Below are 11,982 nucleotides of genomic sequence, written 5' to 3'. Positions count from 1 at the left end.
GCTAATAGGAGGATATAGCTAAGTTTTTAATATTTTTATAAAAAAGAAAGCTTCTGAGAGGTGTTAATTTAAATAAATAGAAACCGCCAATTCTCAGGGCAGGGAACATCTTTTGCCCATAAAAAAAGAAAAAGCTTCCAAAGCTACTTGAAAAGGGTTTTATTCATAGGAGGTTTAAAAACAAAGTATGCTCATATCCAGTCGCTTAAAAATTTCGAGCTCCATTTTTAAAACGTTTATTCGTTCTGGCTGTTATTCTTATATAGTTTAACCTAATATTTTAATTATGACGATTCAGCTAAATACCGACAAGAATTTAACCATACATCAGGAATACGAAGATAAAATTAAAGGTGCCATTAATGATGGTTTGTCCAGATTTGATGATTTGATTACCCGTTTGGAAGTTCATTTGTCAGATGAAAATGGTAGCAAAGATGGTTTAGACGACAAACGTTGTTTATTAGAAGCCAGAATTTCTGGTAAAGAACCTATTGCGGTAACAAATCTTGGCAATAACTATGATCTAGCCCTTCATGGTGCAATTGGCAAACTAAAAAGCAAATTAGAAACCATAGCTGGGAAACTAAAATCACACTAAAAGCAAAAGGCAATCCTGAACCGGATTGCCTTTTTTGTAATACTCTTTTTAAACAAATTGAAGATCATTTAAACTGTTTCTTTTTCTAGAATTTCGATATATTCCAAAAACATCTTTAAGGCTTTTTTTCTATCTTCCGTAACTTCGAATTGGAGTTTATGATATAAATAATCTTCCAGATCAAAATTCTCGACTCTAGGCAATTTCAATAATACATCTTGCCGATGGTCTAAGCCAAATTTTAAGGCAGCATTAAATTCGATTTTAAACTCTTGAGAAATTTCCTTGTTTGCAACCCATGCAGCATACATAAATGGTAAACCAGTAAAGTTTTTCCATTCCTGGCCCAGATCATAAGCAAAGGCAAAGTTGTCTTTCCTACCGAAAGTTCTGTCGCCAATTAGCACAATTGCATCAGTTTTAGCATTAAGATCCGTAGTAAATTCTACTTCCTGTTTCCAATAAAACTTAAGTAAAACTTTGGCTAAATTATTCGAAGTTCTGGAATGCGAATCCAGTCGTAAAGTTTTAATTTCCTTAACAGGAACGTCGCTAAATATAAATACTGAATTTACTGCTCCATCACTACCAATACAATAATCTGCAACAATATTTGCATTCGGTACCAGTGGAATTGCAGCTACAGGCATTAAACCCATATCTGCCTCTCCATTAATTACTTTGGCAGCACAATCTGAAGGAATATCTAAACTTAAATCAATTTTATTAATGATATCCGAATGTTCTAATCCGTATATAAAAGCTTTGGTGTTGGTATACGCAACAGCCGATATTTTAATCTTACTCAAGGTGTTTTATTGTTTTTTAAATGTTTCCGTCATTGCGAGTTGGTGGTTACCCGATCACTAAACCATCTAAATGAACGGCACTATTAAATTCAAGAATGGTAAACTGTCCATCCTCAAAACCCAACTTATATAAAACTGTATTTTGGTGTGGAAATTCAGTCATTTCACTTAAAGACTTATCAAGCAGTAAGCAAAGGAAAACACGCATTGCTCTACCATGCATACAAAGTAAAACAGTTTCTTCTTCTGGTCGGGTAGATAAAACTTCCATTGGCGTCTTCAACCGCTCGTATACATCCTGGACACTTTCGCCTCCCTCAAAATGAGCGGTGTAATCTCCATCTTCCCAGGATTTTAACATATCACGAAAAGCATCACGAGCATTTTCTGAATTGGGTTTTCCTTCCCAAATACCCCATGCTAATTCATCCAAACCTGAAAGTTTCTCCCAAGGTAAACCTGAATCAATAAATTTTTGAACGGTCTGCCAGGTGCGTTTTAAATCTGATGTGTAAATTTTATCAAAAGGAATGTCTTTGTATTTTTGATAGAAAGCCTCAGCCTGTGCTCTGCCAGTATCATTTAAGTCAGAATTTATACCTCTACCTTGTACTATTCCTTGCCTGTTAAGTTCCGTTTCGCCGTGGCGGATAATATAAATGTGTTTCATTTTTAAAATTATTGAATGATTAATTTTTGAATGATTGAATGTTAATAAGCGTATTGCATTAATTCACCCATTCTGTCATTTACTCATTCTATCATTAATTTACGACAGGCAACTTATAATATTGCGGCTTCTTTTCTTCCTCAAAAACAACATTTTCAAAGTCAGTAACTACATTATATAAGGTATCGCGTTCTATTGCTTTTCGGCCAACCTGTTTAATTAAGTTAACCAATTCGCGGGTACTCATTGCAGGCGTTTGCTCTTCAGCACCAGCCATTGAGTAAATTTTCGTGGTATCATCTAAAGTTCCGTCTATATCATCTACACCATAATTTAAAGATAATTGAGCTGTCTCGCGACTAATCATTGCCCAATAAGCTTTAATGTGATCAAAGTTATCCATGTAAATTCGAGCAATGGCATAATTTCTCAAATCTTCAATAACAGAAGATTCAGCTACATTACTCATTTGATTATTTTGGTTACGGAATTTTAAAGGAATAAAAGTTTGGAAACCTCCGGTTTTATCCTGTAATTCACGAAGTTTTTCCATGTGATCTACACGATGCCAGAACTTTTCAATATGACCATAAAGCATTGTTGCATTACTTCTCATACCTAGTTTATGCCACTCCTCATGTATGGCTAACCATTGTTCGCCAGTACATTTATCTTTGGCAATCTGCTCACGAATTTCAGGATAAAAGATCTCCGCACCGCCTCCAGGCATCGATTGTAAGCCAGCTTCTTTCATTAATTTCATGCCTGTAGCATAATCAATTTTAGCTTTCTTGAAAATGTAATGGTATTCAACTGGTGTTAAAGCTTTAACATGTAAATCAGGACGATGTTCTCTTATTGCTGTAAACAAAGCAGAATAAAATGCAACATCATATTGCGGCAATACGCCACCAACAATGTGAACTTCGGTTACTGGCTCATCGTCATATTTTTTAACGATATCGAGCATTTGCTCCATTGTTAGCGCCCACCCTTCCTCTTTCTGTTTAATTAATCGGGAATATGAACAAAATTTACAATCATAAACACAAAGATTTGTTGGCTCTAAGTGGAAATTGCGATTGAAATAAGTTATATCACCATGCTTCTCTTCGCGAATGAAATTTGCTAAGACACCCAGATAACCTAATTCTGCATGCTCGTAAAGATGCACACCCTCATCAAAAGTAATACGCTCCTTATTAAAGACTTTATGTGCTATGTTTTGTAATTCAGTTGATAATGAAGTATCAGCTAATATTTTTTCAACCTGTTCAGTTGTATTCATTCCTGATTTATTTTGAACAAAAATACAATATTGGGGCGATTTGAAAATCATTTTCTTGTAACAAACGAATAGTTCACCTGCCATTGGTTAATTAGTAAATTAGGTTAGGCGCCATAACCAATGATACGAATGAACTATTGAACAAATGAACTAAACAAAAAAAGCACCTCTTTTCAGAAGCGCTTTCGCGTTGTATTCCATAGGTAGATGAAATTATCTTGCGGCAGGTACGAAAGTTAAAATGATGTTTGCTGTTTTACCACCAAACTCAATCGGAGATTTCATAACCATTTGCGTGCTCGAAAGTTCTGTTAAAACTAAACGGTAACCTTCAGTAACGTTTTTAGCTTTATCACCTTCGTATATTTTCTTGAATTGAAAAGTTTCTTCTTTCGGAGCAGCTGACCAGAAAATAGTCTGCATTACCGAACCACATGTACTTGATGCAGGTAAAGTATAAGAACCGTTACCGCTGTTTGTTAAATTCCAGGTACTGCCTTGGAAACATTTATATGATTTTTCGCCAAACAAACCTTGAACAGCGCCATCAGGCAACCCCTCTAAAGCAACATTGCTTACTACCCATTCGCGAACAACTGTACCTCTGCTACCCGTTACACCTGCAGTTACTCTTTTTGCCGTATTACAACTTTGTAACATTACTAAGGTAGAACATGCTATTGCGATAGCTATAAATAATCTTTTCATTTCAGTTTAAATTAATTTTCGGGAAACTGATTACATAAATCTTGCCAAAACAATTACGAACCTTAAATTAGCGCCAAATTATTAAATTGCGTTGCGATTTACCACAAGTAGACATAAATCATCATGAAGCCAGAAACCCTTGCTATTCACGCCTCTAATCTTGTTAAAAATGCCACAGGCGATGTTACACCACCTATAAATCTATCTACAACTTTTTTTCGTGATGAACTGGGAGGTTATCCTGGTGGGCATATGTATAGTCGCGTGAGTAACCCAAACAGGTCTGCTTTAGAAAACACTGTAGCTAAATTAGAATACGGAGAAGATGCGGCTGCTTTTGCCTCCGGAAATAATTGTGGAATGAGTTTGTTTCAGGCCCTAAAACCGGGCAGCCACATTATTGCCCCCGATGATATGTATTGGGGAATAAAAAAGCAATTGTTAACGATTTTTAATGAAACCTTAGAATTTGATTTTGTTGATCAAACGGATTTGGATTTGATCAAATCGAGCATTAAGCCTAACACCAGACTAATCTGGATTGAAACCCCTTCAAACCCATTATTAAAGGTTACTGATATAGAAGAAATCGGGAAGATTGCGAAACAAAACAATATTACATTTGCTTGCGATAGCACTTTTGCCTCTCCTATTTTACAAAATCCAATTTTATTAGGTGCTGATATTGTAATGCATAGCAGCACAAAATATTTAGGTGGCCACAGCGATGTGTTAGGTGGTATTTTAGTAACCGCTAAAAAGGATAAACTTTGGGAAAGAATCAAAAACATACAACAAACAGGTGGCGCAGTTCCATCGCCATTTGATTGCTATTTGCTTTGCAGAAGCATCAAAACTTTGGCCTACCGTATGAAAGGCCATTGCGAAAACGGGAAATTAGTTGCTCAATATTTGGTTAATCATCCAAAAGTGGAGGCGGTTTTCTTTCCAGGATTGGAAAGCCACCCTCAACATGAAATTGCCAAAAAACAAATGAAAGATTTTGGCGGAATGATGTCGTTTTTAGTTAAGGGCGATGTAGAGGAAACCAGCAGAGTAGTTAATAAAGTTAAATTATTTGCCCAGGCAACAAGTTTGGGTGGTGTTGAAAGTTTAATTGAGCACCGTTATTCGGTTGAAGGACCTGATAGTAAAACTCCTAAAAACCTGCTGAGGATTTCTGTTGGCTTGGAACATATAGATGATATTATTGCTGATTTAGAACAAGCGTTGGGATAGTTCAACACGTCATTGCGAGGCACGAAGCAATCTTATTTATTCGATACAATCCATAGTTTTAAGATTGCTTCGTGCCTCGCAATGACGACCGCCGAGTAATAACCTCGCAATTACGAGTGGCTAATCGTTATGTGGACTACCATATGTTTTTAAACCCGATTGCAGCGGCAGCCCCCGATTTTTTTTTATCGGGGCTACAGCAAAAAGCGGGACTGCAAACCCCTAAGAATTACAAACCCGTTCATTTTCAAAATCTACTTCGTATTACAAACCGTGACCAACTTCGCAGAATAATTTGCATTGAGCGGCTCGTTGGTTTGTGCTAAACGCTGCGAACCTGTATTTGCAGGACAAGCAATATCACCTGCGGCATCGTAAATTAACTTATTTCCGTTGGCTAATAATTCTTTAGGAACATAAACCTGCACTTTGGTAATCGAATATCCTGAGGGGAAATAACGAACATAATATCCATCAGGATGTTTCGTCCAGATACCACTTGGCACATCGGCTCTTGGTGGCGCCATACCCGCAATAATAGCATATTTTTCCATATCTGCGTAAGTGTAATTGCCAGAAGAAACCAGTTGACGAATATTATTTTCGGCCTCAAAAACTGCTTTAATCCCAGAAGGAAGCTGGTCTTTTGCTTTTTCCATCACATCAAAAGGTAAAACGCCCAATGCACCACCCTCTAATTGAGTTAATTGCTTTGGCGTTAAAAGTTTTAGGGCAGTTAACTTCACCGTCCCTGCGTAATCGGCAAATTTTGTTCGGGCGATAATCGTCCACAGCAAAACCTGAATATTATGTTGCTCTACATCCGGATGTTTCTCTGCGCTTTTTAAAACAGAGACCACAATTTCTTCTTTCGGACCTAAAACAGGTGCAAACATATAACCATCGCCTTTTGATGGTGCAAAAGTCCCAGCTTTTAAGCAGTAGCTTTTATTAGTCATTTCGTAAAAACCTTCACATAAAACGTAACCGCCATCAGGGTTTTTGGGCAATAAATACAGAGGCTGATATTTTGCGCTCGCATTGAAATCAGGCATTTTTTCTCCCTCGCGATTAACGTCTTCAAATGAAGTTGTTATTGCTGCAGGTTGCTTTAGGAATTTATCAACACCCAAGGCCTTAGCGCCCTGAGCTGTTCCAACTTTTAATAACTTGTCTTTTAATCCGCCGAATTGGGCTTGAGCTGTTAGTCCAGAAATTGCAATAAGCAAAGCCAGGGTTATAGATTTAATTTTTTTCATCATGATTGGATCGTTATCACAAACATATAAGTTTTGAACCTAAAGTTAAGTTTTTAGTTTTTCTATTTAAAAAATGGATTTGTTTTCCAGGCATTTAGCAAAAATTCAAAATTAAATTTTGTTGTTTAAAATATAATTCAGACATTTGAAATATTATTTGGTAAACAACTAAATAAAAGTCAATCTTAATCGGATTGATTTATAAAGAAGTGGCGAGAGACTGGCTCCGTGACCCACTGGCAACCCTCAGAAAGAGAAGGTGCCAATTCCTGACCAAGTAACAGGGTGTTATTTGGAGATATAAATTAGAACTGATGAAAATATTAAATCTTCAATCGCAAAGCGAGCCTAATCTAAACCTTAAACAGGTAGAAAACTCTTCTATTTCATTTATTTGTTGTGATATGCAGGCGATTACTTGTATGTGCTGCTGCATACAGTAATTTAAAATCTTCCTCTTTTGTTTTTTTCAAATTGGAAGGTCCCGATAAACCGGGATACGCCCTAATAAGATTATCTTGATTTTAGGATTATAAGATTTTATAATCAGAATCTGAGAATTAAAGCATTCAACATTCACTCAATCAATCATTTAGAATTATGTCAACTTCATATAAATTTGAAACACTACAACTACATGCTGGTCAGGAAATAGATCCAACAACAGGCTCAAGAGCAGTTCCAATTTACCAAACAACCTCTTACGGTTTTAATAGTGCAGAACACGGTGCAAACTTATTTGCCTTAAAAGAGTTCGGAAATATTTATACACGGTTAATGAATCCAACGACCGATGTTTTTGAAAAAAGAATTGCTGCATTAGAAGGTGGAGTTGCGGCTTTAGCAACGGCATCAGGACAGGCAGCACAATTTATCGCCTTGCATAATATCCTGGAAGCTGGCGATAGTATTGTTTCATCATCGCATATTTATGGTGGAACTTACAATCAGTTCAAAGTAGCTTTTAAGCGTTTAGGCATTCACGTTGATTTTGCAAACCCTGATGTACCGGAAGAATTCGAACAAAAAATCACGGAGAAAACAAAAGCTATCTATTTAGAAACTATCGGAAACCCTGCTTTCAGTATTCCTGATTTTGAGAAAATTGCGGCAATCGCGAAAAAATACGATATTCCTTTTATAGTGGATAATACTTTTGGTGCCGGCGGATATTTATTTAAACCATTAGAACATGGCGCTAACATTATTGTAGAATCTGCAACCAAGTGGATTGGTGGGCATGGAACCAGCATTGGCGGTGTAATTGTTGATGGCGGAAATTATAATTGGGGCAATGGAAAATTCCCTCAATTTACAGAGCCATCCGAAGGTTATCATGGTTTGGTTTTTAATGATGTTTTCGGTATTGGTGGCCCATTTGGCAATATTCAGTTTATCATTAGAGCACGTGTAGAAGGTTTAAGAGATCTAGGCCCTGCCCTTTCACCATTCAATTCATTTCTTTTATTGCAAGGTTTGGAAACTTTATCACTTCGTGTACAACGTCATGTAGATAATGCTTTGGAATTGGCAACTTGGTTAGAAAACCATCCGTTGATTAAAGAAGTCCATTATCCAGGTTTGGCCAGCAGTAAGTATAATAATCTAGCGAAAAAGTACCTAAGTAATGGTTTTGGTGGTGTTTTATCTTTCGAATTAAATGGAACAAAAGAAAACGCTACACAAGTAATTGATCATTTAAAACTGGTTTCTCACCTGGCAAATGTGGGTGATGCCAAAACGTTAATTATTCAGCCGTCGGCAACTACTCACCAACAATTAAGTGAAGCAGAACAGTTGGCTGCAGGCGTAAAACCAAATGCGCTAAGGGTTTCAGTAGGAATTGAGCACATCGACGATATTAAAGCAGATTTCGAGCAAGCCTTTGCTGCCATCGGCGATCACGCAAATGCGGAAAGTTTACAAGCCTAAGCCAGATTTTAATTACAACACTACAATTTATAATGAGCACAGCATCAACATACAGTTATCCCAAACAATTTAAATTAGAAAACGGGAAGAAAATCCGTAACCTACAAATCGCTTATCAAACTTTTGGAAAGTTAAATGCCAATAAAGACAATGTAATTTGGGTTTGCCATGCACTAACTGCAAATGCCGATGTTTTTGAATGGTGGGAAGGTTTGTTCGGGCAAAATGCATTGTTTAATCCACAAGAACATTATATCGTTTGTGCAAATGTTTTGGGCTCTAATTACGGAACAACTAATCCTTTGAGTACAAATCCTGTAAACGGCTTACCATATTATTTATCATTTCCACAGTTTACTATTCGCGATTTTGTTTCGGCACATCAGCTATTGGCCAATTCATTAGGTATTGGAAATATCAAATTATTGATTGGCGGATCATTGGGCGGTCAACAAGCTGTTGAATGGGGAATTACTGAACCTAACAGAATAGAAAACCTGATATTAGTTGCTACTAATGCTGTTCATTCTCCATGGGGAATCGCTTTTAACGAAAGTCAGCGTTTAGCCATTACTACTGATCGAACGTTTTATGCAAATCAGCCCAATGGTGGTAGCAAAGGTTTAAAAACTGCTCGCAGCATTGCACTTCTTAGTTACAGGACCTACAATGCTTATGGCAATACTCAAGTAGAAAGCGTGAACGATAAAACGGATCATTTTAGGGCATCATCATACCAAAACTATCAGGGAGAGAAATTGATAAATCGCTTTAATGCTTATAGTTATTATTATTTAACTAAAGCAATGGATAGTCATAATGTTGGACGTAACCGAAAATCAATTGCAGAAGCTTTAAGATTAATTAAAGCAAACACTTTGGTTATTGGAATTGAAAATGATTTCTTGTTCCCAATTTCGGAGCAGAAATATTTGGCTGATCATATTAAAGATGCAGAGTTTGCAGCAATCCATTCTGAATACGGCCACGATGGTTTTTTAATTGAAACAAATGCATTGACAAACATCATCGGAAATTTTATAAAAGAAAGCAGAAACAAAAAGATTATCAAGCTGCAGCACACAGCCTGAAAGGTTGAGGGTTAAGAGGCCGAAGGTTTAAGGTAAAAACCCAAGGCAAAAAGAAATAAAAAATAATCAATCAGCCACAGAACACTTACTCACTTAAATAACGAACCTAATTCCGTTTCAATCTGTGTTTCCGTGGCGAAAAAAGAAAAATAAAAAAATAGTAACGAAATATTAGGCTTCAAGTCTTGATACTCGCTACTTGATACTATAAATACACCATGAGTAAAAATTTAAAAATAGGTTTATTTGGTTTCGGTGTTGTAGGACAAGGTTTATTGGATATTATCCAAAGCCAAAACCTCAATCTTGAAATCATCAAAATCGCAATAAAAGACCCAAGAAAGAAACGTACACTTAATAAAGATTTATTTACAACCGATAAAAATGAGATTCTGAATAATTCAGAAATCAATACGATTGTAGAGTTGATAAATGATGCTGATGCAGCTTACGAAATTGTAACTACTGCATTAAAGAATGGCAAAAACGTTGTTTCGGCGAACAAAAAAATGATTGCTACCCATTTGAAGGAGTTAGTAGATTTGCAGCAAAAACATGGAACATCCTTACTTTATGAAGGTGCAGTTTGTGGAAGTATTCCAATAATCAGAAACTTAGAAGAATATTACGATAACGAATTATTCCATGCTTTAAGCGGTATTTTTAATGGTTCATCAAATTACATTTTATCTAAAGTATTTAACGAAAATCAGAGCTACGATTCGGCATTGAAAGAGGCGCAAGATCTAGGTTTCGCTGAAACTGATCCAATTTTAGACGTTGGAGGTTATGATCCGAAATATAAGTTGGCCATTGCCACAGCACATGCTTATGGTTTATTTGTAAATCCTGATGCGATATTGAATATTGGAATTCAAAACCTATCTCAACATGATATTAAATATGCTCGTGAGAAAAATTTTAAGATTAAATTGGTTCCAACGGCTAGAAAAGTAAATACAAAAGATATCGTTACCTATGTATTGCCAAAACTTGTTGCTAAAGATGATTTCTTGTATAATGTAGAAAATGAGTACAACGCTGTAACCGTCCAAGCCGCCTTTGCAGATAAACAGTTCTTTTTTGGTAAAGGTGCAGGTGGCCATCCAACAGGCGCTGCCGTACTTTCTGATATTGCCGCTTTGCGTTACGATTATCGTTACGAGTATAAAAAATATCATTCAGAAAATGGTGTAAATCATACTGAAGACATTTTACTAGAAATTTATTTAAGATATGCTGATGAAGATTTAGTGCGTTTATTGGAGTTCGACAGCATCAGCGAACGTTATGCCGCAAGTGAATACAAATATGTTATTGGCACCGTAAAACTTGAAAATTTAATTAAAAACCGCGATTTGTTACTTGATAGAAATGTGTTTATTGCCTACACCGGCAGACAGATTTACAAGCAGGAACAAGTTGCAGAAAATGTATATGCAGCGGAGTTAGCTGCGCTTTAAGAATTTTTTAAGGTTAATTTTTTTATTTGTTTTGTTGTTAAGTATAAAGGTCAGAGCGAGTCTGACCTTTTGCGTTATGATATCTTACCCTCTCCCGGCCATCTCCGTTAACTTTCTTGCTAATTCTTTTCCCAGATAACCATCGATGATTGCATGCACCACATATAGAATTGGAGTCATTAAAATAGCTACGATAAACTTATAAGTATAATTTACCAAACCAATTGCTGCTACCATTTTCCAGCTATAATGATATTGAGGGTTTAGATAGAATGCGATAAAAATCACTACGAAACTATCAATCAGTTGAGAAACCACCGTTGAGCCAGTAGCCCTTAACCAAAGCGATTTCTCTCCTGTTATTTTTTTTATGCGATGAAAGATTAAAACATCAGCCAGTTGACCTACAATAAATGCAACAATTGACCCCATAATAATCCACATACCCTGACCAAAAATACCCGCAAAAGCATTGTTCATATTTAAATCTTCGCCATTTATATTTTGATGTACCCAAAAATCGGCAGCGCTTAAATGCATTGAACCCCAAACCACTAAAAAAGCAAAAGCAATTAAAATTGAAGTTAAAATAGATAGAAACCGAACTTGTTTTACACCAAAATATTCGTTGATAATATCTGTCATGATAAAAATAATTGGCCAGGTAAGCACGCCAGCTGACATTACAAATGAAAGGTTAGGAACTCCAAATAAGTTGATATCAAATTTCTTAAAGCCTAAAGTTTCTTCAACACTGAATAATTTAACACCAATAAATTCTGATAATATCGCGTTCGCCACAAAAAAACTCCCCAGAACGAGAAGTAAACGGCTTTCTTTAGTTTTAAAAGTCATAGCGTATAAATCTAAAGATAAAACGAATCAGAATTACTTTTTTAAACATTAAATTTTAAAATCAATA

The 11,982-nt window shown here is 36.1% G+C and carries 11 protein-coding genes and 1 riboswitch; of the genes, 5 read left to right on the top strand and 6 right to left on the bottom strand.

Features of this window, described 5'->3' with window-relative positions; translation table 11 throughout:
• Window positions 1-286 precede the first annotated feature (286 nt).
• Window positions 287-601: an HPF/RaiA family ribosome-associated protein gene (locus tag LUA91_RS12755; protein WP_231426437.1), complete on the top strand. Its 315-nt coding sequence runs from the start codon at window positions 287-289 to the stop codon at window positions 599-601.
• 68 nt (window positions 602-669) lie between these two features.
• On the opposite strand, the gene LUA91_RS12750 is transcribed toward LUA91_RS12755, so the two are convergent.
• The 4 genes from LUA91_RS12750 to LUA91_RS12735 all read right to left on the bottom strand — a co-directional run bounded on the left by LUA91_RS12750 (window position 670) and on the right by LUA91_RS12735 (window position 4,076).
• Entirely contained in the window at window positions 670-1,410 is a 741-nt protein-coding gene (locus LUA91_RS12750) for a menaquinone biosynthetic enzyme MqnA/MqnD family protein (RefSeq protein WP_231426436.1), read from the bottom strand.
• A gap of 46 nt (window positions 1,411-1,456) precedes the next feature.
• Complete coding sequence (locus tag LUA91_RS12745; RefSeq protein ID WP_231426435.1) at window positions 1,457-2,080, bottom strand: histidine phosphatase family protein; 624 nt, start codon at window positions 2,078-2,080, stop codon at window positions 1,457-1,459.
• A gap of 94 nt (window positions 2,081-2,174) precedes the next feature.
• Window positions 2,175-3,368, bottom strand: a complete 1,194-nt coding sequence (gene mqnE, locus LUA91_RS12740) for an aminofutalosine synthase MqnE (RefSeq protein WP_231426434.1) — start codon at window positions 3,366-3,368, stop codon at window positions 2,175-2,177.
• 213 nt (window positions 3,369-3,581) lie between these two features.
• Window positions 3,582-4,076 (bottom strand): hypothetical protein, encoded by a 495-nt coding sequence (locus LUA91_RS12735; RefSeq protein ID WP_225872404.1) that lies wholly within the window; start codon window positions 4,074-4,076, stop codon window positions 3,582-3,584.
• Between the two features lie 123 nt (window positions 4,077-4,199).
• Between LUA91_RS12735 and LUA91_RS12730 the strand changes: the two genes are divergently transcribed.
• Window positions 4,200-5,315, top strand: coding sequence for a PLP-dependent aspartate aminotransferase family protein (locus tag LUA91_RS12730; protein ID WP_231426433.1), 1,116 nt, complete (start codon window positions 4,200-4,202; stop codon window positions 5,313-5,315).
• Between the two features lie 254 nt (window positions 5,316-5,569).
• On the opposite strand, the gene LUA91_RS12725 is transcribed toward LUA91_RS12730, so the two are convergent.
• Window positions 5,570-6,577, bottom strand: coding sequence for a hypothetical protein (locus LUA91_RS12725; protein ID WP_231426432.1), 1,008 nt, complete (start codon window positions 6,575-6,577; stop codon window positions 5,570-5,572).
• Window positions 6,578-6,770: 193 nt separating this feature from the next.
• A riboswitch (SAM riboswitch) is annotated at window positions 6,771-6,881 on the top strand.
• A gap of 293 nt (window positions 6,882-7,174) precedes the next feature.
• Between LUA91_RS12725 and LUA91_RS12720 the strand changes: the two genes are divergently transcribed.
• The 3 genes from LUA91_RS12720 (at window position 7,175) to LUA91_RS12710 (ending at window position 11,060) form a co-directional block, all read left to right on the top strand.
• A complete protein-coding gene (locus LUA91_RS12720; RefSeq protein WP_231426431.1) occupies window positions 7,175-8,506 on the top strand; it encodes an O-acetylhomoserine aminocarboxypropyltransferase/cysteine synthase family protein in 1,332 nt (443 codons plus the stop codon).
• A gap of 32 nt (window positions 8,507-8,538) precedes the next feature.
• A complete protein-coding gene (gene metX / locus LUA91_RS12715) occupies window positions 8,539-9,597 on the top strand; it encodes a homoserine O-acetyltransferase (protein ID WP_231426430.1) in 1,059 nt (352 codons plus the stop codon).
• A gap of 218 nt (window positions 9,598-9,815) precedes the next feature.
• Window positions 9,816-11,060 carry a homoserine dehydrogenase gene (locus LUA91_RS12710; protein WP_231426429.1) on the top strand — a complete coding sequence of 415 codons (1,245 nt, stop codon included), beginning with the start codon at window positions 9,816-9,818 and terminating at the stop codon, window positions 11,058-11,060.
• Window positions 11,061-11,144: 84 nt separating this feature from the next.
• Here the strand turns inward: LUA91_RS12710 and LUA91_RS12705 are convergent, their stop codons facing one another.
• The gene (locus tag LUA91_RS12705) at window positions 11,145-11,915 is read right to left on the bottom strand and encodes a queuosine precursor transporter (protein ID WP_231426428.1); all 771 of its coding nucleotides are present in this window, start codon (window positions 11,913-11,915) and stop codon (window positions 11,145-11,147) included.
• Window positions 11,916-11,982: the final 67 nt, after the last annotated feature.

The organism is Pedobacter sp. Leaf250, from assembly GCF_920984735.1.
Taxonomy (GTDB): domain Bacteria; phylum Bacteroidota; class Bacteroidia; order Sphingobacteriales; family Sphingobacteriaceae; genus Pedobacter.
This window is presented reverse-complemented; position numbering and strand designations above follow the sequence as displayed.

Coding starts and splice junctions, on each gene's coding strand:
- LUA91_RS12755 (WP_231426437.1), top strand. CDS start 287: ATGACGATTCAGCTAAATACCGACAAGAATTTAACCATACATCAGGAA.
- LUA91_RS12745 (WP_231426435.1), bottom strand. CDS start 2,080: ATGAAACACATTTATATTATCCGCCACGGCGAAACGGAACTTAACAGG.
- mqnE (WP_231426434.1), bottom strand. CDS start 3,368: ATGAATACAACTGAACAGGTTGAAAAAATATTAGCTGATACTTCATTA.
- LUA91_RS12735 (WP_225872404.1), bottom strand. CDS start 4,076: ATGAAAAGATTATTTATAGCTATCGCAATAGCATGTTCTACCTTAGTA.
- LUA91_RS12730 (WP_231426433.1), top strand. CDS start 4,200: ATGAAGCCAGAAACCCTTGCTATTCACGCCTCTAATCTTGTTAAAAAT.
- LUA91_RS12725 (WP_231426432.1), bottom strand. CDS start 6,577: ATGATGAAAAAAATTAAATCTATAACCCTGGCTTTGCTTATTGCAATT.
- LUA91_RS12720 (WP_231426431.1), top strand. CDS start 7,175: ATGTCAACTTCATATAAATTTGAAACACTACAACTACATGCTGGTCAG.
- metX (WP_231426430.1), top strand. CDS start 8,539: ATGAGCACAGCATCAACATACAGTTATCCCAAACAATTTAAATTAGAA.
- LUA91_RS12710 (WP_231426429.1), top strand. CDS start 9,816: ATGAGTAAAAATTTAAAAATAGGTTTATTTGGTTTCGGTGTTGTAGGA.
- LUA91_RS12705 (WP_231426428.1), bottom strand. CDS start 11,915: ATGACTTTTAAAACTAAAGAAAGCCGTTTACTTCTCGTTCTGGGGAGT.